General features: G+C 68.1%; 27 protein-coding genes. 16 read left to right on the top strand and 11 right to left on the bottom strand.

What is annotated here, in order from left to right; all coding sequences use genetic code 11:
- The first annotated feature begins 2 nt into the window (after positions 1-2).
- Genes moaB through ppk2 form a run of 3 tightly spaced genes read left to right on the top strand, consistent with a single transcriptional unit; the run spans position 3 to position 1,651 of the window.
- Positions 3-521, top strand: a complete 519-nt coding sequence (moaB, locus tag LVB87_RS07525; protein ID WP_232900322.1) for a molybdenum cofactor biosynthesis protein B — start codon at positions 3-5, stop codon at positions 519-521.
- 6 nt (positions 522-527) lie between these two features.
- Positions 528-878, top strand: a complete 351-nt coding sequence (locus LVB87_RS07520) for a helix-turn-helix domain-containing protein (RefSeq protein ID WP_232900321.1) — start codon at positions 528-530, stop codon at positions 876-878.
- Positions 875-1,651 carry a polyphosphate kinase 2 gene (ppk2, locus tag LVB87_RS07515; protein WP_232900319.1) on the top strand — a complete coding sequence of 259 codons (777 nt, stop codon included), beginning with the start codon at positions 875-877 and terminating at the stop codon, positions 1,649-1,651. Before LVB87_RS07520 ends, ppk2 begins: the two co-directional genes overlap by 4 nt.
- Here the strand turns inward: ppk2 and yccX are convergent.
- The 3 genes from yccX to LVB87_RS07500 are packed head-to-tail and all read right to left on the bottom strand — an operon-like array spanning position 1,648 to position 3,762.
- The gene (gene yccX, locus LVB87_RS07510) at positions 1,648-1,917 is read right to left on the bottom strand and encodes an acylphosphatase (RefSeq protein WP_232900317.1); all 270 of its coding nucleotides are present in this window, start codon (positions 1,915-1,917) and stop codon (positions 1,648-1,650) included. The two genes, ppk2 and yccX, sit on opposite strands and share 4 nt — an antisense overlap.
- Before the next feature lies 1 nt (position 1,918).
- Positions 1,919-2,497 carry a redoxin family protein gene (locus tag LVB87_RS07505; RefSeq protein WP_343223420.1) on the bottom strand — a complete coding sequence of 193 codons (579 nt, stop codon included), beginning with the start codon at positions 2,495-2,497 and terminating at the stop codon, positions 1,919-1,921.
- Positions 2,497-3,762 (bottom strand): YihY family inner membrane protein, encoded by a 1,266-nt coding sequence (locus LVB87_RS07500; protein WP_232900316.1) that lies wholly within the window; start codon positions 3,760-3,762, stop codon positions 2,497-2,499. Before LVB87_RS07500 ends, LVB87_RS07505 begins: the two co-directional genes overlap by 1 nt.
- 58 nt (positions 3,763-3,820) lie before the next feature.
- Here LVB87_RS07500 and wrbA point away from each other — a divergent pair, with 58 nt between their 5' ends.
- From wrbA to LVB87_RS07485, 3 genes are read left to right on the top strand one after another with little or no spacing between them, the layout of a single operon-like run.
- Positions 3,821-4,411, top strand: coding sequence for an NAD(P)H:quinone oxidoreductase (wrbA, locus tag LVB87_RS07495; protein ID WP_232900314.1), 591 nt, complete (start codon positions 3,821-3,823; stop codon positions 4,409-4,411).
- On the top strand, positions 4,408-4,734 hold the full coding sequence (locus LVB87_RS07490; protein ID WP_232900313.1) for a DUF2069 domain-containing protein: 327 nt from the start codon (positions 4,408-4,410) through the stop codon (positions 4,732-4,734). Before wrbA ends, LVB87_RS07490 begins: the two co-directional genes overlap by 4 nt.
- 20 nt (positions 4,735-4,754) lie before the next feature.
- Positions 4,755-5,240, top strand: coding sequence for an asparaginase domain-containing protein (locus LVB87_RS07485; protein ID WP_232900311.1), 486 nt, complete (start codon positions 4,755-4,757; stop codon positions 5,238-5,240).
- On the opposite strand, the gene sufT is transcribed toward LVB87_RS07485, so the two are convergent.
- Positions 5,237-5,788, bottom strand: a complete 552-nt coding sequence (sufT, locus tag LVB87_RS07480) for a putative Fe-S cluster assembly protein SufT (RefSeq protein WP_232900310.1) — start codon at positions 5,786-5,788, stop codon at positions 5,237-5,239. The genes LVB87_RS07485 and sufT overlap by 4 nt on opposite strands.
- 95 nt (positions 5,789-5,883) lie before the next feature.
- Here sufT and LVB87_RS07475 point away from each other — a divergent pair, with 95 nt between their 5' ends.
- A complete protein-coding gene (locus LVB87_RS07475; protein WP_232900308.1) occupies positions 5,884-6,321 on the top strand; it encodes a hypothetical protein in 438 nt (145 codons plus the stop codon).
- Here the strand turns inward: LVB87_RS07475 and LVB87_RS07470 are convergent.
- On the bottom strand, positions 6,318-7,757 hold the full coding sequence (locus LVB87_RS07470) for a PLP-dependent aminotransferase family protein (RefSeq protein WP_232900306.1): 1,440 nt from the start codon (positions 7,755-7,757) through the stop codon (positions 6,318-6,320). The two genes, LVB87_RS07475 and LVB87_RS07470, sit on opposite strands and share 4 nt — an antisense overlap.
- Before the next feature lie 116 nt (positions 7,758-7,873).
- On the opposite strand from LVB87_RS07470, the gene LVB87_RS07465 reads away from it, so the two are divergent.
- The 3 genes from LVB87_RS07465 (at position 7,874) to LVB87_RS07455 (ending at position 9,422) form a co-directional block, all read left to right on the top strand.
- Positions 7,874-8,386 (top strand): hypothetical protein, encoded by a 513-nt coding sequence (locus tag LVB87_RS07465; protein WP_232900305.1) that lies wholly within the window; start codon positions 7,874-7,876, stop codon positions 8,384-8,386.
- A 101-nt stretch (positions 8,387-8,487) separates the two neighbouring features.
- Complete coding sequence (locus LVB87_RS07460) at positions 8,488-8,943, top strand: hypothetical protein (protein WP_232900304.1); 456 nt, start codon at positions 8,488-8,490, stop codon at positions 8,941-8,943.
- Complete coding sequence (locus tag LVB87_RS07455; protein WP_232900302.1) at positions 8,940-9,422, top strand: hypothetical protein; 483 nt, start codon at positions 8,940-8,942, stop codon at positions 9,420-9,422. Before LVB87_RS07460 ends, LVB87_RS07455 begins: the two co-directional genes overlap by 4 nt.
- Here the strand turns inward: LVB87_RS07455 and LVB87_RS07450 are convergent.
- Together LVB87_RS07450 and LVB87_RS07445 are read right to left on the bottom strand one after the other, a co-directional pair.
- Positions 9,416-10,846, bottom strand: coding sequence for an NAD(P)(+) transhydrogenase (Re/Si-specific) subunit beta (locus LVB87_RS07450; protein WP_232900301.1), 1,431 nt, complete (start codon positions 10,844-10,846; stop codon positions 9,416-9,418). The genes LVB87_RS07455 and LVB87_RS07450 overlap by 7 nt on opposite strands.
- Complete coding sequence (locus LVB87_RS07445) at positions 10,846-11,145, bottom strand: NAD(P) transhydrogenase subunit alpha (RefSeq protein WP_232900299.1); 300 nt, start codon at positions 11,143-11,145, stop codon at positions 10,846-10,848. Before LVB87_RS07445 ends, LVB87_RS07450 begins: the two co-directional genes overlap by 1 nt.
- Positions 11,146-11,293: 148 nt before the next feature.
- On the opposite strand from LVB87_RS07445, the gene LVB87_RS07440 reads away from it, so the two are divergent.
- The 3 genes from LVB87_RS07440 to LVB87_RS07430 are packed head-to-tail and all read left to right on the top strand — an operon-like array spanning position 11,294 to position 12,725.
- Positions 11,294-11,854: an RNA polymerase sigma factor gene (locus LVB87_RS07440; protein WP_232900510.1), complete on the top strand. Its 561-nt coding sequence runs from the start codon at positions 11,294-11,296 to the stop codon at positions 11,852-11,854.
- A complete protein-coding gene (locus LVB87_RS07435; RefSeq protein ID WP_232900297.1) occupies positions 11,851-12,261 on the top strand; it encodes a hypothetical protein in 411 nt (136 codons plus the stop codon). Before LVB87_RS07440 ends, LVB87_RS07435 begins: the two co-directional genes overlap by 4 nt.
- Before the next feature lie 5 nt (positions 12,262-12,266).
- Positions 12,267-12,725: a DUF3106 domain-containing protein gene (locus tag LVB87_RS07430; protein ID WP_232900295.1), complete on the top strand. Its 459-nt coding sequence runs from the start codon at positions 12,267-12,269 to the stop codon at positions 12,723-12,725.
- Positions 12,726-12,735: 10 nt separating this feature from the next.
- Here the strand turns inward: LVB87_RS07430 and LVB87_RS07425 are convergent, their stop codons facing one another.
- Together LVB87_RS07425 and LVB87_RS07420 are read right to left on the bottom strand one after the other, a co-directional pair.
- Positions 12,736-13,833 (bottom strand): NAD(P) transhydrogenase subunit alpha, encoded by a 1,098-nt coding sequence (locus LVB87_RS07425; RefSeq protein ID WP_232900293.1) that lies wholly within the window; start codon positions 13,831-13,833, stop codon positions 12,736-12,738.
- A gap of 64 nt (positions 13,834-13,897) precedes the next feature.
- Positions 13,898-16,078, bottom strand: coding sequence for a DUF1631 family protein (locus tag LVB87_RS07420; RefSeq protein WP_232900292.1), 2,181 nt, complete (start codon positions 16,076-16,078; stop codon positions 13,898-13,900).
- 105 nt (positions 16,079-16,183) lie between these two features.
- Here LVB87_RS07420 and LVB87_RS07415 point away from each other — a divergent pair, with 105 nt between their 5' ends.
- From LVB87_RS07415 to LVB87_RS07405, 3 genes are read left to right on the top strand one after another with little or no spacing between them, the layout of a single operon-like run.
- Entirely contained in the window at positions 16,184-16,777 is a 594-nt protein-coding gene (locus tag LVB87_RS07415; protein WP_232900290.1) for a nitroreductase, read from the top strand.
- On the top strand, positions 16,774-17,703 hold the full coding sequence (locus LVB87_RS07410) for a 5'-3' exonuclease H3TH domain-containing protein (protein WP_232900289.1): 930 nt from the start codon (positions 16,774-16,776) through the stop codon (positions 17,701-17,703). Before LVB87_RS07415 ends, LVB87_RS07410 begins: the two co-directional genes overlap by 4 nt.
- A gap of 10 nt (positions 17,704-17,713) precedes the next feature.
- Positions 17,714-18,268, top strand: a complete 555-nt coding sequence (locus LVB87_RS07405) for an NUDIX hydrolase (protein ID WP_232900288.1) — start codon at positions 17,714-17,716, stop codon at positions 18,266-18,268.
- A gap of 585 nt (positions 18,269-18,853) precedes the next feature.
- Here the strand turns inward: LVB87_RS07405 and pip are convergent.
- Both pip and prmC read right to left on the bottom strand, forming a co-directional pair.
- Positions 18,854-19,795 (bottom strand): prolyl aminopeptidase, encoded by a 942-nt coding sequence (gene pip / locus LVB87_RS07400; protein WP_232900509.1) that lies wholly within the window; start codon positions 19,793-19,795, stop codon positions 18,854-18,856.
- An 85-nt stretch (positions 19,796-19,880) separates the two neighbouring features.
- Entirely contained in the window at positions 19,881-20,726 is an 846-nt protein-coding gene (prmC, locus tag LVB87_RS07395; protein WP_232900287.1) for a peptide chain release factor N(5)-glutamine methyltransferase, read from the bottom strand.
- Positions 20,727-20,739: the final 13 nt, after the last annotated feature.

Genomic DNA, 20,739 nt, shown 5'->3' with positions numbered 1-20,739 from the left:
CCATGAGCCAGGCCACCGACTTCCTCCCCCTCTCGCTCTGCGTGCTGACCGTGTCCGACACGCGCACGCGCGAGAACGACACCTCGGGCGATTACCTCGTGCAGGCGCTGACCGATGCGGGCCATCGCGTCGTCGAACGCGCGCTGCTGCCGGACGATCGCTACAAGCTGCGCGCGTGCGTGTCGCAGTGGATTGCCGACGACAAGGTCGACGGCATCCTCGTCACCGGCGGCACCGGCTTCACCGGACGCGATTCCACGCCCGAAGCGCTGCTGCCCCTGCTCGACAAGCAGATGCCCGGCTTCGGTGAAATGTTCCGTGCCGTGAGCATCGAAGAGATCGGCACGTCGTCGCTGCAATCGCGCGCCTTCGCGGGCATGGCGAACGGCACCTTCCTGTTCGCCCTGCCCGGCTCCACATCGGCTTGCCGCACGGCGTGGGACAAGATCCTGCGCGCACAACTGGATTCGCGCACCAAACCCTGCAACCTCGCCACGCTTCGCCCACGCCTGAGGGAGTGACGCCCGATGCCGCTCGCCACCACGTTGCGATTGCTCGCCAAGGCCCGCGGCATGACCGCCACCGACCTCGCCACCGCCATTCCGCGCGCGGGCGTGGAGACCGTGTCGGCGTGGATGCGCGGCGAGAAGATGCCGGGCAAGCAACAACTCGATGCCCTCGCCCGTACGCTGGGCGTGCCCGCGGGCGCATTGCTCGCCGAACTGGCCAACACGCTCGATCCGGCGCGTACCCAGGGCGAACACGAGCTGCTCGCTGCGTACCGATTGATGAGCACGCGTCAACAGGGCGCGCTGCTGGAAATCGCGCGCGGCCTCGCCGACAAACCTGCCACGCGTCGCGCGCCGAGGAAGAAATGAAGACACTCAAGCGCAAGGATTACGAAGCCGCGCTCGAGCCGTTGCAGCTCGAGCTCGTGGCGATGGAGCGTTGGCTGCAGGCGAATGGCAAGCGCCTGGTCGTGGTGGTCGAAGGCCGCGACACCGCCGGCAAGGGCGGCACCATCGATGCGATCCGCATGCACATGAACCCGCGCAGTTGCCGGGTCGCTGCACTGCAGAAGCCCAACGAACGCGAACAGACGCAGTGGTATTTCCAGCGCTACGTGCCGTGGCTGCCTGCCGCCGGCGAGACCGTGCTGTTCGATCGCAGCTGGTACAACCGCGCCGGCGTGGAGCGGGTGATGGGCTTCGCCACGCCCGCGCAGGTGAAGCAATTCCTCGTGCAGGCCCCGATCTTCGAGAAGCAACTCGTCGACGACGGCATCCTGCTGTTCAAGTATTGGCTGTGCTGCGACCAGGTTGAACAGGAACAGCGATTCGCCGAACGCGAGGCCGATCCGCTCAAGCGCTGGAAGCTCTCGCCCATCGACATCGCCGCGCGCGCGCACTACGCCGACTACACGAAGGCGCGCGAAGACATGTTGCGCGCCACGCACACCGAACACGCGCCGTGGACGCTGGTCGACTTCAACGACCAGCGCCGTGGCCGCCTCACGCTGATCCGCGACCTGCTCTCCCGCATCCCCGACACGCACGTGCCGGAAAAGAAATTCACGTTCCCGAAGCTGAAGGGCAAGCCGAAGCAGGAACGCTACGGCGTGCTGCAACCGATCGCGCCGTTCGAGACCTAGGCGGTTTCGAACGTCGGACCGGCTTCGTCGTCGTCCGCCGCGATGCGTTCCAGGTGCTCCACGCGCGCACGCGGCGGCCCTTCCTTCAACCATTCGCCCAGGCGTTCCACCGCCTGCACGTCGCCGACCGCGAGCACTTCCACCCGCCCGTCGTGCAGGTTGCGCGCATAACCGCGCAATCCCAGGTGCAGCGCCTGCTCGCGGGTGGACGCACGGAAGAACACGCCCTGCACGTGCCCACCGACGAAGAAGCGCGCGGCGGCCATGTCAGCCGGCGCCTGGCTTCGGCCCGCCGGCGGCGGCGATCGCCGCTTCGATGTCGTGCACTTCCACCGGGCCGATGAAGCGCTTGGTCACCTTGCCGTCCGGCGCGATCAGCCAGGTCGTCGGCAGGCCTGCAGGTGTTTCGAAATCCTTCGGCGGCGAATACACATCGACGAGCGCGATTGGATACGACACCGGGTGCTTTTTCAGGAAGGCCTGCATTTCCTTGAGCGTCGTGTCCTCGTAGGCCAGGCCGACGACGTCGATGTGTTCGCGCATCGTGTCGAGCGCGGACAGCGCCGGCATTTCCTTCAGGCACGGCGAGCACCACGTTGCCCAGAAATTCACGACGACCCACTTGCCGCGATGTTGGGCGAGGTCGAAGCGCTTGCCATCGACGGTATCGATGGCCAGTGTGGGGAAATCCTGCGTGGCCGAAGGCGCGGCTTCGGCGGCCTTGGGCGGCGTTGCAGCGGCGGCAGGCGTGGTGCTTTCGTTGGCAGGCGGCTTCGGCGCGTTGCAAGCCGACAAGGCGAGCACGCACGCGAGTGCGACGGGGGACAGGCGGGAACGCATTTGCATTACTCCAGGTGTTCGTAGATCGACGAGACGCGTCGCTTGAGCAGTTCGCGCAGCGGCAGGCGCAATTCATCCAGGGCCTGCGCGGCTGCCTGGCCCAGCGGATCGTCGCGGCAAGGCAGGTGCGCCTCGGCAATGGGCACGCGCAGTTGGCAGGCTTCGTACAACTCGCCGACGGTGAGGGTATCCAGGTCGCGCGCGAGCAGCCACTCGCCGCTTTCGGCGCGGCTCACCAGGCCGATGCTGCTCAGCTGCGAGAGCATCTGCTGCACGAGCGCGTCGGTGAGCATCGGTTCCATGTGGTGGATGTCCTGGCTGTGCAGGCCGAGTCCCTTCGCGCGCGCCTGCGCGAAGCGCCCCAGCAGGCGCAGCAGCCCGTAGAACTCGTAGCCCGGCGGCAGGCGCATCGACACCGGCTGGTAGCGGAACGCGGACATCGATGCGGCGAACGAAGCGCCGAGCAGGATGGCCGTCCAACCAAGGTAGATCCACACCAGGAAGATCGGCGCGAACGCGAGCGTGCCGTACACCTTGCCGTAACTGCTGAAGCCGCCGATGAAGAACGCGAGCGACCACTTCCCGCCTTCGAACAGCAACGCGGCCAGCAAGGCCCCGCCGAAGGCATGGCGCCACAGCACCGTGCGATGCGGGACCACCTTGAACACGGCCGCGAAGGAAATGAGCTCGATGGTGAACGGCGTCAGGCGCACCATCGTGTTCTCGAGCCACTGCCCCGGCTCGGTTTCGAAGATCGCCATCGCAAAAAAACGCGTGGACAAGGCCAGGCTGGTCGCCGCCACGAGCGCGCCCAAGGTGAACACCGTCCAGTACACCAGGAAACGCGCCACCTTCGGCCGCGCCGTCGGCACGCGCCAGATGCGGTTGAACGTCGTCTCCACGCTGTTGAGCGTGACCAGCAGCGAGAACACCAGCGCCACGATGCCCGCGGCAGTGAGCTGCCCGGCATTGAGCGAGAACTGGCGCAGGTAGGTTTCCACCGCGCGCGCCGAACTGGGGACGAAGTTGGAGAACACGTAGTCGCTGAGCTGGTCGCTCCAGCGATCGAACACGGGAAAGGCCGACAGCACGCCGAACACCACCATCGACAGCGGCACCAGCGCGAACACCGTGGTGTACGACAGCGCGCCCGCGGCCTGGAACAGGTTGTCGTCCAGGAAGCGCTTCCACAGGTAGCGCAGGAAGGTGGCCACGCGATGGCGATCGCGCATGTGTGCCAGCCAGCGATTGACGGTGTCCAGGGGCTCCATCCGGCAAAGCCTAACCCAAGGCCTGTCTACGGGTATCCTGCGCGGCCGGAGGTGTTGCATGCCCGAAGTACTCGTCCTGTATTACAGCCGCGGCGGATCCGTCGCACGCCTGGCGCGCCAGGTGGCGCGCGGCGTCGAGGAAGTCGAGGGCATGGTCGCGCGCCTGCGCTGCGTGCCGCCGGTCGCGCCGGTCACCGAAACGGCAGCACCGCCCGTGCCTGACGAAGGCGCGCCCTACGTGCAACGCAGCGACCTCGCCGAATGCGCCGGCCTCGTGCTCGGCAGCCCGACGCGCTTCGGGATCATGGCCGCGCCGCTCAAGCACTTCATCGACGGCCTCGGTGCGGAATGGGCGAGCGGCACGCTGGTGGGCAAGCCTGCGGCGGTGTTCACCTCCACCGCCACGTTGCACGGCGGACAGGAAGCCACGCTGCTGTCGATGATGCTGCCCTTGCTGCACCACGGTTGCGTGATCACCGGCCTGCCCTACACCGAGCCGGGCCTCAACACGACGCGCACGGGCGGCACGCCCTACGGCGCGAGCCACCACGCCGGGATGCAGGACGATCCGCGCCCGAGCGAAGAAGAAGCCCAACTCGCGCGCGCACTCGGCCGCCGCGTCTCCACCCTCGCCAGGAAGCTCGCATGACCCTGACCACGCGCCTGATGCTGGCCGGCCTGTTTGGCCTGGCCGCGCTGTTTGCCTTCTGGTTCGGCCACGAGGGGTGGCATGCGATCGCGATCTTCTGCGGCCCGCCGCTCCTGCTCGCGGCATTCGGTTGGAACGGCGGGCAGAAGCCCGCGTTCTGGGCCGGCCTGTTCGCGCTGGCGTGGTTCTCCCATGGCGTGATGGTGGCCTGGTCGCGCCCGCTTGAACGCGAGCTGGCCCTGATCGAAATCGCGCTGTCGCTGCTGATCGTGCTGGCCGTCAGCCTGCCGGGCCTTCGGGCCCGCTTCGGCGCGAAGCGCTAGCGCACTTATAATCCGCGCCCATGGACCAGCTCTGCATCGTCACCACCGGCGGCACGATCGACAAGATCTACTTCGACGACAAGTCGGACTACCAGATCGGCGAGCCGCAGATCGGCGGGATCCTCCGCGAACTCGGCGTCGCCTTCCAGTTCAACGTGATCCCGATCATCCGCAAGGATTCGCTGCACATCACGGCCGAAGACCGCGAGTTGATCCGCGCCACGATCGCCGCGCAGCCTGCCAAGCACGTGCTGGTGACGCACGGCACCGACACGATGGTGGAAACCGCGCTCGTGCTCGAATCGCTGACCGATCGCACCATCGTGCTCACGGGCGCGCTGAGTCCCGCGCGCTTCCGCGGGTCGGATGCGGAATTCAATGTCGGCACGGCGGTGGGCGCGGTGCAATGCCTGCCGCCGGGTGTCTACATCGCGATGAACGGGCGGGTGTGGGACATCCACAAGGTGCGCAAGAACGTGCACGCAAACCGGTTCGAAGAGACTTAAAGCATCCCGGTTTCGAGGCGCGCGGCCTCGGACATCATCATGCGGTTCCATGGCGGGTCGAACACGAGTTCGACGTCGGCTTCGGTCACCGTCGGAATCAGTTCCAGCTTGCTGCGCACGTCGTCGACGAGGATGTCGCCCATGCCGCACGCAGGCGCCGTGAGCGTCATGCGCACTTCGACTTCACGCGTGCCGTCCTCGCGCTTCTTCACCGACGCCTCGTACACCAGGCCGAGGTCGACGACGTTGATCGGGATCTCGGGGTCGAAGCACGTGCGCAACTGCTTCCACACCAGCTTCTCGACTTCTTCGTCGCTGGCGCCGGCCGACAACTCGAGCGGCTCCGGCGGTTCCTTGCCGATCGCGTCCGCATCCTTGCCCGCGACGCGGAACAGGTTGCCTTCGACGAACACGGTGTAACTGCCACCGAGGGCCTGGGTGATGTAGCCGATGCTGCCCGCGGGCAAGGTCACGGCCTCGCCCTGCGGGACGAGGACGACGTCGCAATCGCGTTCGAAGCGGACGGGTTCGCTGCTGCGGGAATACATGCGTGGGAAGTGGGGGCGCGCGCGTAGCGTCGCAAGTCCGCGCATTTTACGGGCACGGGCCCCGGTATGCTGTGCGACCCCGCAGGGAGCCCCCGATGTCGCAGCCCCCGATGCCACCCGGCGTGCCGCAGGATGGCCGCTCGTTTCCGTGGTTCGCCGTCCTCCTCCTCCTGCTGGGGAGCACCGGCGTGGCCGCGGCCTGGGTGGCGGTCTCGATGGTCACGGGCTCGCAGTGCGCCTGGATGTCGCTGGTCGCCGGGCTCGATGCGGCCTGGCTGCTCCGGCTGGCGGGCGCCCCGCGCGGCGGCCTGCGGATGGCGGCGGGCGTGTGCGCCGCCGCAGCGGCGATCGCGCTCGCGCACTGGGGCATCGTGTCCGCGCACCTGGCCGGGATGATGGGCATGGGCTTCGTCGAAACCGCGATGCGCCTGGGGCCTTCGCTGGCGTGGACCCTCAGTGCGCTGGCGAATACGACGACCGACCTGGCGATGCTCTTCCTCGGTCTTGTCGTGGCGGCCTTCGCCTCGCGCTAGGCGTGCGCCGCGTCTAGCACGCGCGCGAACAAGGGCATCGCTTCGCGGATCTGCGCAACGGACAGGCCGCAATACCCCATCAACAATCCCGCGCGTTCCGGCGTGCGCAGGTAATGCGGCCGGATTGTGTGCAAGCCGAGGCCGAGGCGCTGCGCAAACGCGAGGATCGCATCGAGGTCGGCGTTCTTCTTCCCGCGCAGCCACACCACCAGGTGCATCCCGGCGTGCGAGTCGGCGATCTCCAGGCGCCCCTGGCTGATGGCATGCAGGCCTTCGAGCAAGGCTGCGCGACGCTCCAACAGCGTGCGCGCACTGCGCCGCAGGTGGCGTTCGAATCCGCCGGATTGCATGAAGTGCGCGAGCGCAGCTTGTTCGATCGCTGAGCTGCCGAAGTCCTGCGCCCACTTCGCGGTCACGAGATCGCGGCGCAGCGCGGTGGGCATGACCACGTAACCCAGGCGCAAGGACGGGAACAAGGTTTTCGAGAACGTGCCGACATACAGCACGCGTCCGTCGCGATCGAGCGAACGCAGCGCCGCGAGCGGTTTGCTGTCGTAGCGGAATTCGCCGTCGTAGTCGTCCTCGAGGATCCAGGTGTCGTGGCGACGCGCGTACTGCAGCAACTCCAGGCGACGTTGCAGCGACAGCACGGCGCCGCTCGGGAACTGGTGCGAGGGCGTCACGCACACCATGCGCGGCGATTCCTTCGGCATGCGGTCGGGCAGCAGGCCGTCGTTGTCGACATCCACACCATGCACGCGCGCGCCGTGGATCTGCAGGATCTGGCGCAGCGCGAAATACTGCGGTTCTTCCACCACCGCAAGGTCGCCGGGCTCGAGCAGGACGCGCGCCGACAAGGACACCGCCTGCTGCGTGCCCGACACGATCAGCACATCCTCGGGCGCGGCCTGCACGCCGCGGCGGCGCGCCAGGTAATCGCAGATCGCTTCGCGCAAGGCGGGCAAGCCTTGTGCATCCGGATAGTTGGGCGCGGTGTAGGCCGCCGCGCGCGCGAGTTCGCGCGCCCACGCGGTGGTCAGCGCGGGATTCACCAGCGGCAGGCCGTATTGGAAGGAATAGCGGATCCCGGCCGGCTGGCTGCGGCCCAACCATGCGGGATCGTGGATCTCGCGGGCCCGTCGCGCATAGGCCGTCTGGGGCGGCGCGACCATGGGTTGCGCGTCGTTCGCCGCTTCGGCCAGCAGCGGCGAGGTCACGAAGCTGCCCGAACCCACGCGCGCTTCCATGAACCCTTCCGCGCGCAATTGCTCGTAGGCGGTGAGCACGGTGTTGCGCGACAGCCCCAGGTCGCGGGCCAGAGCGCGGGTCGGCGGCAGTTTGGCGCCTTGCCCGGCGCGGCCGTGCGCCAGCGCGACCTTCAGCGCGCGGGTGAGCTGGGCATGCAGCGGCCCGCGGCCATCGAGTTGCAGGTGCATCGCGTCTCTCCAGGGGCTGCAGCGATTGGCCCTATTCCGCCCACCTCGATTGGCCCTTGCCAGTGCCAATCCGCGGGCGTTTGATGAGGCCAATCCTGCGCTGCCCGGAGGTTCCGATGCACGTGCTCGCCCATGCCAACGCCCATCCGCGGCCCGTGGCACGCCCGCTCCCCGCCTGGGCCTGGGTCGCCGGCGGCGGTATCGCGCTCGGGTTCGCGGACCTGGCCTTCGCGGCGCTGTATTGGTCGCTGCACAGCGGCCTGCCGCCGATCCGCATCGCGCAGGGCATTGCCGGTTGGGTGCTGGGCTCGCAGGAAGCGCGCGCCGGTGGCATCGCGACCGCACTCGCCGGGCTTGCGTTGTATGCCGCCATCGTCTCCGCGATGGTCGCCGGTTACTTGCGGTTGACGACGCGCTGGCCGCGACTGCACGCGCACGTGTTGATCGCCGGCATCGCCTATGGCCTCGTGATGTACGCGCTGTTGTTCAAAGTCGTGTTGCCGAATTTCTCCGCGGCCTCGCTGCCGACGCAAGCACCCTTGTCGTGGACGATCGCGTGCCTGGCAGCGTACGCAGGCATCGGCCTGGGCTGCGCGGCGATCGCACGCGCACGGACCGCTTTGCGCTGATTGGTTCCATCACGTTGCACGCAAGCGGCGCTCGCGTGCGACCGATCCCCTCACGAGCATGCCTTCCACCGGCGACCCCACCGCCGGATCGGGAGATCGACATGACGCTTGTCCGTTCCTTGTTGCTCGCCTTGCCGCTCGCTTCGCTCTCGCTGGGCGCGCACGCGGACAACTGCAAATCCATCCACGCCGACATGGTCGAGATGCGCGTGACCGAAGGCTGCGACGCCGGTGAGTCCTTCTGCTTCCTCGGCGTGGTCGACGGCAACCACGGCCTGCGCGGCACCACGCACTTCAAGGCCGACAGCGTGGGCACCGCGCTGCCGACCTCGCCGGGTTCGTTGCCCTACAGCGGCCCGTTCCAGTACCGCCTGCCCACCGGCACGATCTCGATGCGCGAAACCGGCATGAACGTGCCGAACATGGTGACCGCGCACCAGCACGTCGTCGAAGGCACCGGGGAGTATGCGGGCGCCACGGGCGACTTCTTCGTCAACGGCGTGCGCGTGCCGGGCATCGTCACCACCTCCGTCACGGGAACCTTGTGCCTGCCATGAATGCAACGACGTTCTCCCCACCGCGGCTCCGTCTTCCCCACGTGCTCATGGGCGGGGTCGCGGTGGGCACCTTCGATCTCGTCTTCGCCTGCACGTGGTGGGCCATCGCCGCCCACGTGCCGCCGATCCGCATCTTCCAGTCGATCGGATCGGGGCTGTTGGGCGAAGCGAGTTTCGAAGGCGGCTTGCGCAGCGCCGCCATCGGCGGCATTGCGCATTACTTCATCGCCACGTGCTTCGTGCTGGCGTACGCGCTGGTTTCGACGCGGCTGCCGACGCTGGTTCGGGAGCCGTGGCGCTGGGGCGCGCTGTACGGGTTCTTCCTTTACTGCGTGATGACCTACGTCGTGGTGCCGCTCTCGGCCGCAGGCGGGCCATCGAAGTTCCACCTGGCCTGGGCGATGGCGAGTCTCGTGGTGCACGTGCTCATCGGCATCGCCTGCGCGTTCTTCGCGCGGCGTGCGCTACGGCTTCAGTGACCGCCGCCGTCCAGCGCCTTCAGCTCGCTCACCAGCGCGCTCGCCATCTCCGCGCCGTCGCCGTAGAGCATGCGGGTGTTGTCGGCGTAGAAGAGTGCATTCTCGATGCCCGCAAACCCCGTGCCCTTGCCGCGCTTGATCACGATGGTGTGCTTGCTCTGGTTCACGTCGAGGATCGGCATTCCGTAGATCGGTGAGGCCGGATCGGTCTTCGCCACCGGGTTCACCACGTCGTTCGCGCCGATGACCAGCGAGACGTCGGTATTGGGGAACTCGGGGTTGATGTCGTCCATGTCGGCGATGAGGTCGTAGGGCACGCCGGCTTCGGCGAGCAGCACGTTCATGTGGCCGGGCATGCGGCCCGCGACCGGATGGATCGCGAACTTCACCTTCACGCCCCGCTCCATCAGCCGTTGCGTGAGTTCCCAGATCTTGTGCTGCGCCTGCGCGACGGCCATGCCGTAGCCGGGCACGATCACCACGCGTTCGGCGAAGGCCATCATCGCGGCGACATCACCGGCTTCGATCGGCTTCTGCGTCCCCGCGATTTCCTGCGCCGACTGGCCACCGCCCCCGAAGTTGGAGAACAGCACGTTGGTGATCTTGCGGTTCATCGCCTTGGCCATCAGGCGCGTGAGCAACATGCCGGCCGCGCCGACCATGGTGCCGGCGATGATCAGCGCCTGGTTGCCGAGCACGTAGCCTTCGAAGGCGACGGCCAGGCCGGTGAACGCGTTGTAGAGCGAGATGACGACGGGCATGTCCGCGCCACCGATGGGCAGGGTCATGAGCACGCCGAGCAGGAGCGCGGCGGCGAAGAACGCGACTATTGCTACCGTCGTCGCCTGCAAGGTCATCGCACCCGGCGTCACCAAGGCGTACACGGCGATCGCGCCGAGCACCACGGCGGCGACGAACACCAGGGCATTGACCGCCTGTTGCGCGGGGAAGGTGTAGCGCTTGTCCATGCGCCCGTCGAGCTTCGCCCACGCGATCACCGAACCGGTGAGCGAGACCGCGCCGATCAACGCACCGACGACGGCGAGGCCGACGTGCAGGGTCGAAGCCTGCTCCATCCCGCCATTGAGCCGCAGCAGTTCCACCGCACCGATCGCCGCGGCCGAACCACCGCCCATGCCGTTGAACAGCGCGACCATCTGCGGCATGTCGGTGATGGCGACCTTCTTGCCCCACACCCAGGCACCGGCGACGCCGATGACGAGCGCGACGACGATCAGCGCCATGTTCTGCAGCCCGGGCAACACGAAGGTTGCGACGGTCGCGAGCACCATGCCGATGCCCGCCCACTGGATGCCGCTGCGCGCGGTGACCGGCGAGGCCATGCGCTGCAGGCCCAGCAGGAACAGCGTGGCGGCGACGAAGTAACTGGTGGCGGCGATGAGGACCGCGATGTTCGCCGGCATCACGACTTCGCCCCCGGCTTGCGGCTCGACTTGAACATTTCGAGCATGCGTTCGGTCACCACGTAGCCGCCGGCGGCGTTGCCGGCGCCGAGCAGCACCGCGACGAAGCCGATGGCCTTCTCCAGCGTGGTGTCGGCGTGCCCGAGCACCACCATCGCACCGATGAGCACGATGCCGTGGATGAAGTTGGAGCCCGACATCAGGGGCGTGTGCAGGATCACCGGGACCCGGGAAATGATCACGTGGCCCGCGATGGCCGCCAGCATGAAGATGTAGAGCACCACGAACCCGTCCGCCATGCGCCCGTCCCTGAAGTCGTGTCCCCGCATCATAACGATTGATGAATCCTGCGGGCGGGCGGTCAACCCGGGCCGCGGGGACGCGTTCCTCCCGGCTATGCTCCAGCGCGTGACCGACACCGACGCCCCGCCGCAGGCCAGCCCAGCGCTGGAAGCCGCATCGTCCCTGGCGGGCGTGGGGCCCTCGACGCTGGACGCCTTCCTCGACGGGATCGGCCCGCGCGCGTTCCGCTTCGCCGAGCTCGGCCTGCGCCATCGCGAGGATGCGCTGGACGCCGTCCAGGACGCGATGCTGAAGATGCTCGGCTACCGCGACCGGCCGGCGGCGGAATGGACGCCGCTGTTCTGGAGCATCCTGCGCAGCCGCGTCATCGACGTGCAGCGGCGGCGCACGTTCCGACTGCGCTGGCTGCGCCCGCAGATGGCGCACGAGGACGAAGACGCGATCGACTGGACCGAAGTCGCGCCCTCGGTGCACCCCGGCAGCGACCCCGCGCGCAGCCACGAAAACCGGGAGGCCTATGCGCGCATCGCCGCTGCACTGGCCGCCCTGCCCGCCCGCCAGCGTGAAGCCTTCACGTTGCGCGTGCTGGAACAGCTCGACGTCGCGACGACCGCGCGCGTGATGGGCTGCAGCGAAGGTTCGGTCAAGACCCATTTGTTCCGCGCCCGCGAGACCTTGCAGGCGAAGCTGGAGGAATTCCGATGAGCACCGAAGATCCGGCTGCCAACAAGCATTTTGATGAAGCGATCCGCGCAGTCCATGCGCAGTCGCTCGAACATGTGTCCTCGCGCGTGCGTGCGCAGTTGCAGCAGCGGCGTCGCAGCGCATCGGCAGGCAAGCGCGAAGGCTCGCGCGCCTGGCGCTTCGCCTTGCCCCTGGCCGCGGCCGCCGCGGTCGGCGTGATCGTGATCGGCATGCACTTCCGCACGTCGGAGTCGCCTTCGACGCCGCAGGTCGCGACCACCTTGCCCGCCCCGTCCGTCTCCGCCGTGCTCGCCCATGCCACCGCCGCGAGCGGCGATGCTGCGAGCACCGACTACGCCTCGCTCGACGAATCCCCCGACCTGTACGTGTGGCTGGCGTCCGACGGCGCCACCCTGGCCATGGAGTGACGACGATGATCCGCCTTTCGCTCTTCACGCCTTCGCTCCTCGCGCTGGCGCTGATCGCACTACCGGCCTTCGCGCAGCAGAAGCCTGCACCGGCTGCGCCCACGCAGCCCGCGCCGGCAGCCTGGGATCAGCTGTCCGCCGCAGATCGCGAAACGCTCATCGCCCCGCTGCGCGATCGCTGGAACACCGCCGACGCCGACAAGCGCCAGCGCATGCTCGCCCATGCACGCGAATGGCGCACGATGACGCCGGAACAGCGCCGCGCCGCGCACGACGGCATGCGCCGCTGGGACAACCTCTCGCCGGAACAGCGCGAACACGCCAAGGCGCTGTTCGAACAGATGCGCACGATGGATCCGGACCAGCGTCGCGCGCTGCACGACCAGTGGCGCTCGATGACGCCGGACGAACGCAAGGCCTGGCTCGACGCGCACCCCGTGCCGCCGAGCACGAAGCCGCAATAACGCGCGCGGCTCAGCCTGCCGCGCGCTCCGGCCACACGGTGCGCGCGAGCAACTCGTCGCCCCAGTCGAAGGTCAGCGCGCCGTCCTTCACCAGCAAGGACGCAAAGTTGAAGACGTTGCGCGCATACATCTCGCTCGCGTGCAGCGCGCCCATGCTGGCCAGGTCCAGCGGGCCGCTGATGATCACGCCGTTGCTGTCGATGGTTTCGCCGCGCTGCGTGAGTTCGCAGTTGCCGCCGGTTTCCGCAGCGAGATCCACGATGACGCTGCCGGGCCGCATGCCCGCGACCATCGCGGCCGTCAGGATCTTCGGCGCGGGACGACCGGGCACGGCCGCGGTGCACACCACCACGTCGATGTTCTTCAGGTGTTCGGCGAGGCGACGCTGCTGTTCGGCGCGTTCCTCCTCCGTGAGCTGGCGCGCGTAACCGCCCTCGCCCGCGGCGCTCACGCCGAGGTCGAGGAACTTGCCGCCGAGCGACTCGATCTGTTCGCGCGTTTCCGGGCGCACGTCGAAGCCTTCGACCTGCGCGCCCAGGCGCTTGGCCGTCGCGATGGCCTGCAGGCCCGCGACGCCCGCACCGACGATGAGCACGCGCGAAGGACGGATGGTGCCCGCGGCGGTGGTCAGCATCGGGAAGAAGCGCGGCGCGAGTTGCGCGGCGATCAGCGTCGCCTTGTAACCGGCCATGCCCGCCTGCGAGCTGAGCACGTCCATGGCCTGCGCACGCGTGGTGCGCGGAAGGCGTTCGAGCGGGAATGCGACCACGCCATGCGCGGTGATCGCCTCGCCGCGCGCCACGTCGGCCTGCGGTTGCAGCAGGCCCACGAGCACGGCGCCGGGTTTCAGGCGCGCGATGCGCGACGCGTCGGGCGATTGCACGCAGGCGACGAGATCGGCATCGCCGAGCGCGGCATCCGCGTCGTCGACGATCTGCGCACCTGCTTCGGCATAGGCCGCATCGGTCAGTCCGGCCGCGGTGCCCGCGCCGCGTTCGACGCGGACCTGCGCCCCGGCCTTGATGAACTTCTTGCACGTTTCCGGCGTGAGCGCGACGCGCCGTTCGCCCGGCGCGGTTTCCCGCGCGATCCCGATCGTGACCGCCATTCGGTGATTTCCTGTGGGCCCGGCCGCATCCTAACGCGCGACCGTGGCCCGACGCGCGTGGGCGTCAGTTCTGGCCGACGGCGCGACCCAGGCGATTGCGCATCTGGCGCATCGCTTCGTCGAACGGCGCCTGCTCGGTGCCGACGACCAGGCGGCCTTCGGCGACCAGCGCCGCCAACTGTTCGGCCGATGCGACCAGCACGCGGACGCCGCGGCGGTTCACCAGCAGGAAGCGGCCGCTGAGCGGGCTGATCCACGCGACCTTGGCGGCTACGTGTTCGCCCTGCGCGTCCAGCAAGCGCAGCCATTCGCCCGGGGCGAGGAGCTTCATGCGCGCGGCGATCTGCGGATCGAAGTCGAGGCCGGCATGGCCGCCGACGACGCGCAGCGGACCCTGGTCGGTTTCGTCGTCCGCCACGACCGGCGGCGGCAGCTTGCGCAGCGAGCGGGGGAGGTCCGGCTGCGCAAGTGCACGCACCACGCCGGCCAGCCAATCGTGGGCACCGTGTTCGTCCAGGCCGCAGGCGACCAGGCATTCGGTGATGGCAGGCTGCAACGCGATGAGGCGATCGGCGACGACGCGGCCGCGGCCCTGCGCCGCGATGCCGTCCACCGCGACCAGCGCATCGGCCAGCGCGAGCACGTCCGCATGCTTCGGCGATTCGCGGCCTTCGCGCAGCAGTGTCTGCACCAGGTGGTGCTGCCAGTGCTCGACCAGGAAATCGGCGACGGTCTGCGTGAGCGGTGCCTTGGCCAGGCGCAACTGGAGCGCGGCACCGGCCTGCAGGCGGGCCTGCAGCAGGCGTTCCTTGCCGTGCACCGATTCGGCGGCACGCTTTTCCAGCACGTCCACGCGCTTGCGCTGCTGTTCGAGCAGCGATTCGAGTTCCGCGGTGCACACCGCGAAGATCTCGAGGTCTTCGTTGTAGTCGGCCACGATGCGCTGGGCGACGCCGGCGGCGCGCTCCAGCAGTTCGCGATCCTGCGGCGTCGAACCATCGTTGCCTTCGCAGGCTTCGGTGATGACGTCGAACAGGCGGCGCGCAGGATGATCGCGACGCATGAAGATGCCATCGTCGTTCAGCGCGACGCGGACATACGGCAGCACCAGGCGCGCATACACGCGGCGCGCGCGGTCGAGCATCGCGTGGGTCTGGAACAGCGATTCGAACAGCAGGCCGACGAGATCGATCGCGTCGTTTTCCTGCGGGCCGAGCTCGGTCTGGTCCGGATCGAGGCCGAGGCGGCGCGCGCCATCGGTCAACTGCTCGCGGATCGCGTCGGAGAGGCTGCCGGCACCGGCCAGCGCACGCGCATACGGTTCCGGTCCGTCGCGCTGCAGGAGCGAGGCGACGCTCACCACTTCGGCGGTGCGCAGTTCGCGGCGCGGCGCGATGTGCGGACCCGACGGTGCGCGATCCTTCGGCACGGGACGCGCGGGGATGCTGCCTTCGCGCCAGGTGTGCAGCATCTGGCGCAGTTCACCGAACCGCTCCATGGCATCGACGTCCTCGGCAGCGGGGGAATGCGAGGCGGGCTGGTATTGCGTGGCGTCGACCGGCGGCTTCGCCGTCGTGCCCGCCGCGGACTTCACGCCGTAACCGGCGGCCGCGAGCAGGGTGTTCATGCGGCCATAGAGGTCGCCGAGCACACGCGAGAGTTCGAGTTCGTATTGGCGGAAGATCAGCGGACGCAGCGTGTCCGACAGGTCCGCATCGTGGTAGGTCGCCAGGAACGCACCGGCCAGGCGGCTGGCGCCCAGCGGGTTGGAACCGGTCGGCACGCCGAGTTCGATGGCCAGGGCTTCCAGGCGACCGTCCAGCATTTCGAGCTGGCGGGCATACCGCTGGCCGAGGTCCTCGACGAGCTTCTGGCCGCCGAAGTGGAAATCGAGCTCGCCTTCCTGGACCAGGCCCAGTGGGGCGTGCCCCTGGCCGCGGGGACGCACGCGCGAGGCGCGGAAGTCCTCGAAGCCCTGCGCGATCTGCTGCCGGAAGCGCATGACGTAACCGGCATTGCGCTGGCGCAGGTTGATCAGCGCGATGTGGTCGCTGCGCCGGATCTGCGACAGGCCGGCACGACGCGCGATGTCGTCGAGGGCTTCGCCGACCGGTGCGTACAATGCGCTGGGCACGCCGCCGAGCTGTTCGACGGCCAGTCGCTTCATTTCTTCCAGGACACCGACAGGGTTGGCGCGTTCCTGCTCGCCGAGCCCCAAGGGATGACCGAACGGATTCCCTGACATCTCCATGCTCCCCGATCGCGACGTCATGTGACCAAATGCGACACTGAGCGGCAGCATAGTGCCGCTGTGTGTCAATCAATCCCCGACTTTTCTGATCTGTGAACCATGTCCCGCTCCGAACCCGATCTGTCCGACGAACTGCAAATGCTGAACAGCCGACGGTCGGTTCCCGCCAAGCAATTGGGTGAACCGGCCCCCGACGAAGCCACCCTCGACCGCATGCTGGCGGCCGCCGTGCGCGTGCCCGACCACGGCAAGCGCGTGCCCTTCCGCTTCCTGCGGATCCGCGGCGACGCGCGCCAAGTGCTCGGCGAACGCCTGGTGGCGCGCGCCCTGGAACGCGATCCGAACGCGGGCGACGCTGCGATCGAAAAGGACCGACTGCGCTTCTCCCACGCGCCGCTGGTGATCGCAGTCATTGCGAAACTGGGCCCCGACGAGAAGATCCCCGCCTCCGAACGCTTCAGCGCCGCCTCGTGCGTGTGCTTTGCGCTGCTGCAGGCCGCGCAGGCCTGCGGCTTCGGCGCGCAATGGCTGACGGGCTGGCCGGCCTACGACACCCCGATCCTGCGCATGCTTGGCGTGGGCGAAGAGGAATGCGTCGTCGGCTTCCTCCACATCGGCACGCCGAAACTCGACGCCCCCGAGCGCGAGCGCCCCGACCCGCGCGCCCTGCTCACCGACTGGACCCCCGCATGAACCTGCCCGCGCGCCCGCAACCGACGCTCTACCTCGTCGACGCGAGCATGTACGTCTTCCGCGCCTGGCATTCGATGCCGAACGAATTCCACGACACCGACGGCTGGCCGACCAACGCCGTCCACGGCTTCGCGCGCTTCCTGCTCGAGCTGCTGGAGAAGGAACGCCCGCGCCACATCGCGGTGGCCTTCGACGAAGCCCTGGACTCCTGCTTCCGCAACACGCTCTACCCCGCCTACAAGGCCAACCGCGAATCCGCGCCGGAAGAGCTCAAGCGCCAGTTCGTGCATTGCAAGGCGCTGTGCATCGCACTCGGCCTGCCCGTGCTCGCGCACGGCGACTACGAAGCCGACGACCTGATCGGCAGCGCCCTGCATACCGCGCGCGCACATGGCCATCGCGGCGTCATCGTGTCCGCCGACAAGGACCTCTCGCAGTTGCTGGTCGGCCCAGACGAACAATGGGACTTCGCACGCGGCCAGCGCTGGACCAGCGCCGGCGTGAAGGCCCGCCACGGCGTGGACGCGCACCAGATCGCCGACTATCTCGCCCTCACAGGCGATGCCGTCGACAACATCCCGGGCGTGCCGGGCGTGGGGCCGAAGACCGCGGCGGTGTTGCTTGCGCATTTCGGCAGCCTCGATGCGCTGCTGGCGCGCGTGGAGGAGGTGCCGTTCCTGCGCGTGCGCGGCGCGGCCGGCATCGCGGCGAAGCTGCGCGAGAATCGCGAGCAGGCCTTGCTGTGGCGCAGGCTCACCACCATCGCACTCGACGCACCGTTGGAATCGACGACGGACTTCCCGCGCGGCCGTGGCGATGCCGAATCGTTGGTCGCCCTCTGCGATGCACTCCGCTTCGGCCCCCTCACGCGTCGTCGTCTCCACGAAGCGGCCGGCGTGCAGACGGCTGCCACGATTGCGGGCTAGCATCGGGCCCATGGACCCCAACGAAGACCTGACCCCGCACGTTCTCCACGAAGGCCAGTGGTTGCGCCTGGTGCGCCGTGGTCATTGGGAATCGTGCGAGCGCACGCATGGCAAGGGCATGGCGGTGATCATCATCGCCGCGACGCCGGATGACGAGGTGTTGTTCGTCGAGCAATACCGTGTTCCTTTGGGCGCGAAGACGATCGAGATGCCGGCTGGGCTCGTCGGCGATCAATCCGATGACGACACGCTCGAAGCTGCGGCGATCCGCGAACTCGAAGAAGAAACCGGTTGGCGTCCCTCGCGCGTGCAGGTGTTGCTGATCGGGCCGACGTCGGCGGGCATGAGCAACGAGCGCATTGCGTTCGTGCGCGCCGAAGGTCTGGTGAAGACCGGCCATGGCGGTGGCGTCGATGGCGAGGACATCATCGTGCACGCGGTGCCTCGCAAGGAGGCGGCTGCGTGGTTGCTTGCGAAGCAGCGCGAAGGCTACGAGCTCGACCTCAAGCTCTGGGGCGGGCTGTGGATGCTGGAGCGTGAACCCGACGGGACTTTGCGCGGGTAACCTGGCGATTCCACAAGACGGGCGGATCGCCACGAGCCGTCGTGTGTGTCTTGTCCACTCCATACGACAAGTCGCGGCCAAGACACACACGACGGCTCGCGTCGCTCCGCTCGCGATCTGATGTTTGCGCGGAGCGTCTGGGAGCCGAGGTCCACCGCGATGCGAACGCGTGCGCCAACTTCTGGCTGCGGACGGTCGGCACTTTGCCCCCTCGCTCGCTGCATCGGCATGTGCGTCCCGCTTCGGAGGGCAAGGTGCCTAGATATCAATTTTTGGGGACGCACCTTCGGTCCGAAGGGGCGCGTGCCCACAAACCTCGCTAGGCACGTTGCCTGCCAGAGGCGACGCTTGCGCGCGTAGCTCGTCACGCGCCGAGGTGGGCGACGTGCCGTCCCTCAGAATTTACGGTGTAGGCGCGTAAGCGGTGGATTGCGACGCGCCCACAACCCCAGACGCTCCGCGAGGGCATCAAGTCGCGAGCGGAGCGACGTGAGGTGTCGTGCGTGTCTTGGCCGCGACTTGTCGTATGGAGTGGACAAGACACACACGACACCTCACGGCGATCCGCCGATCTTGTGGAGCCCCTCAAGCGAACTTGTCAGTCGCCCGCACCAACGCATCCACATTCTCAGGCTCGAACGCCGAATGCCCCGATGTCGGCGAGATCACCAACTCCGCCATCGGCCACGCCTTCTTCAACTCCCACGCATTCGCGATCGGACACACCACATCGTAACGCCCGTGCACGATCACCCCGGGGATCGACCCGATCCGATGCGCATCGCGCAACAACTGATCCTCGACCTCGAAGAACCCCCCATTGACGAAATAGTGGTTCTCGATGCGCGCAAACGCCAACGCAAACTGCGCCTCGTCGTGCCCGTGGATGAACTCCGGATCCATGCGCAGGAAACTCGTCGCCCCCTCCCATACGCTCCACGCCCGCGCCGCCGCCAACCGCGTCGCCTCATCGTCGCTCGTGAGCCGACGGTGGTACGCACTCATCAGGTCGAAACGCTCCACCAACGGAATCGGCGCCAGGTACTGCTCCCACACATCCGGGAACAAACGCGAAGCCCCTTCCTGGTAGAACCACTCCAGCTCCCACCGGCGCAACATGAAGATGCCGCGCAACACCATCTCGGTCACGCGCTCCGGATGCTTCTCCGCATACGCGAGCGCCAGCGTCGAACCCCAGGATCCGCCGAACACCTGCCACCGCTCGATGCCCAAGTGCTTGCGCAGCGTTTCGATGTCCGCCACCAGGTGCCACGTCGTGTTGTCCACGAGATCCGCATGCGGCGTCGAACGCCCGCTGCCGCGCTGGTCGAACAGCACGATGCGGTACTTCGCCGGATCGTGGAAACGCCGCATGCGGTCGCTGCAGCCGCCGCCGGGGCCGCCGTGCAACATCACGACGGGCTTGCCGTTCGGATTGCCGCACTGCTCGTAGTACATGACGTGCCGACCGTCGAGCTTCAGCGTGCCCGAATCGAAAGGCTGGATGTCCGGATAGAGGTCGCGCAAAGCAGTGGCCTGGTCGCGCATCGCGAACATCCTGCGGGCTCATGGGGAGGCGCAGTTTAGCCGACGGGCCGGCGTGCCGAGGCCGTCAGCCCTTCACGCCCGAGGTCACGCGCTCGCGCTTTTCCACGTCGTTCGCGGTCTCCACGTCGCGCAGCCGGGCCGCGTCGAACAGGGCACGCACTTTCGCGCCCTGGCGGTAGCCGTGTTCGACGAACAGGGCGCCGCCCGGCGCCAGGTGCGAAGCCGCATCGCGCAGGATGGCGCGGATCGCATCCAGGCCGTCGTGGCCCGAGGTCAGCGCGGACGCCGGTTCGTAACGCAAGTCTTCCAGGTGCAGGTCGCCGAGCGCGATGTACGGCGGGTTGCTGGCGATGACATCGAAGGTGTCGTCGGCCAGCGGCGCGCACCAGTCGCCGAGGCGGAACTCGACATTGGTCAGCCGCAGGGCCTTCGCGTTCTCGCGGGCGACTTCAAGCGCGGCGACGCTGGCGTCGATCGCCACCACGTGTGCGCGCGGGCGTTCGTAGGCGATCGCCAATGCGATGGCACCGCTGCCCGTGCCGAGGTCGGCCACGCGCACGGGGCGATCGCGCGGCAGGTGCGCGAGCGCGAGTTCGACGAGCAGTTCGGTTTCCGGGCGCGGGATCAGCGTGTCGGGCGTGACGTTCAATTCGAAACGCCAGAAGCCCTTGCGACCGGTGAGATAGGCGAGCGGTTCGCCGGCGATGCGGCGATCGAGGAAGGCGGCGTAGCGTTGCGCGGGTTCGTCGGGCAGCACGTCCTCGCCATGCGCGTAGAGCCAGCTGCGCGACTTGCCCAGCGTGTGCGCGAGCAGCAACTCGGCGTCCGCGTGTTCCAGCCCGGCCCGGACGACGCGCGCGCGCGCATCGCGAAGCACTTCGTCGATGCGTGCGGGGGACACGGGGGACATGGGGCGCATCGTA

Source organism: Lysobacter sp. KIS68-7 (assembly GCF_021284745.1).
Classification (GTDB): Bacteria; Pseudomonadota; Gammaproteobacteria; order Xanthomonadales; family Xanthomonadaceae; genus Noviluteimonas.
The sequence above is the reverse complement of the archived record's forward strand: the minus strand, read 5'-3'. Positions and strand labels throughout refer to the sequence as shown.

Coding starts and splice junctions, on each gene's coding strand:
- moaB (WP_232900322.1), top strand. CDS start 3: ATGAGCCAGGCCACCGACTTCCTCCCCCTCTCGCTCTGCGTGCTGACC.
- LVB87_RS07520 (WP_232900321.1), top strand. CDS start 528: ATGCCGCTCGCCACCACGTTGCGATTGCTCGCCAAGGCCCGCGGCATG.
- ppk2 (WP_232900319.1), top strand. CDS start 875: ATGAAGACACTCAAGCGCAAGGATTACGAAGCCGCGCTCGAGCCGTTG.
- yccX (WP_232900317.1), bottom strand. CDS start 1,917: ATGGCCGCCGCGCGCTTCTTCGTCGGTGGGCACGTGCAGGGCGTGTTC.
- LVB87_RS07505 (WP_343223420.1), bottom strand. CDS start 2,497: ATGCAAATGCGTTCCCGCCTGTCCCCCGTCGCACTCGCGTGCGTGCTC.
- LVB87_RS07500 (WP_232900316.1), bottom strand. CDS start 3,762: ATGGAGCCCCTGGACACCGTCAATCGCTGGCTGGCACACATGCGCGAT.
- wrbA (WP_232900314.1), top strand. CDS start 3,821: ATGCCCGAAGTACTCGTCCTGTATTACAGCCGCGGCGGATCCGTCGCA.
- LVB87_RS07490 (WP_232900313.1), top strand. CDS start 4,408: ATGACCCTGACCACGCGCCTGATGCTGGCCGGCCTGTTTGGCCTGGCC.
- LVB87_RS07485 (WP_232900311.1), top strand. CDS start 4,755: ATGGACCAGCTCTGCATCGTCACCACCGGCGGCACGATCGACAAGATC.
- sufT (WP_232900310.1), bottom strand. CDS start 5,788: ATGTATTCCCGCAGCAGCGAACCCGTCCGCTTCGAACGCGATTGCGAC.
- LVB87_RS07475 (WP_232900308.1), top strand. CDS start 5,884: ATGTCGCAGCCCCCGATGCCACCCGGCGTGCCGCAGGATGGCCGCTCG.
- LVB87_RS07470 (WP_232900306.1), bottom strand. CDS start 7,757: ATGCACCTGCAACTCGATGGCCGCGGGCCGCTGCATGCCCAGCTCACC.
- LVB87_RS07465 (WP_232900305.1), top strand. CDS start 7,874: ATGCACGTGCTCGCCCATGCCAACGCCCATCCGCGGCCCGTGGCACGC.
- LVB87_RS07460 (WP_232900304.1), top strand. CDS start 8,488: ATGACGCTTGTCCGTTCCTTGTTGCTCGCCTTGCCGCTCGCTTCGCTC.
- LVB87_RS07455 (WP_232900302.1), top strand. CDS start 8,940: ATGAATGCAACGACGTTCTCCCCACCGCGGCTCCGTCTTCCCCACGTG.
- LVB87_RS07450 (WP_232900301.1), bottom strand. CDS start 10,846: ATGCCGGCGAACATCGCGGTCCTCATCGCCGCCACCAGTTACTTCGTC.
- LVB87_RS07445 (WP_232900299.1), bottom strand. CDS start 11,145: ATGGCGGACGGGTTCGTGGTGCTCTACATCTTCATGCTGGCGGCCATC.
- LVB87_RS07435 (WP_232900297.1), top strand. CDS start 11,851: ATGAGCACCGAAGATCCGGCTGCCAACAAGCATTTTGATGAAGCGATC.
- LVB87_RS07430 (WP_232900295.1), top strand. CDS start 12,267: ATGATCCGCCTTTCGCTCTTCACGCCTTCGCTCCTCGCGCTGGCGCTG.
- LVB87_RS07425 (WP_232900293.1), bottom strand. CDS start 13,833: ATGGCGGTCACGATCGGGATCGCGCGGGAAACCGCGCCGGGCGAACGG.
- LVB87_RS07420 (WP_232900292.1), bottom strand. CDS start 16,078: ATGTCAGGGAATCCGTTCGGTCATCCCTTGGGGCTCGGCGAGCAGGAA.
- LVB87_RS07415 (WP_232900290.1), top strand. CDS start 16,184: ATGTCCCGCTCCGAACCCGATCTGTCCGACGAACTGCAAATGCTGAAC.
- LVB87_RS07410 (WP_232900289.1), top strand. CDS start 16,774: ATGAACCTGCCCGCGCGCCCGCAACCGACGCTCTACCTCGTCGACGCG.
- LVB87_RS07405 (WP_232900288.1), top strand. CDS start 17,714: ATGGACCCCAACGAAGACCTGACCCCGCACGTTCTCCACGAAGGCCAG.
- prmC (WP_232900287.1), bottom strand. CDS start 20,726: ATGTCCCCCGTGTCCCCCGCACGCATCGACGAAGTGCTTCGCGATGCG.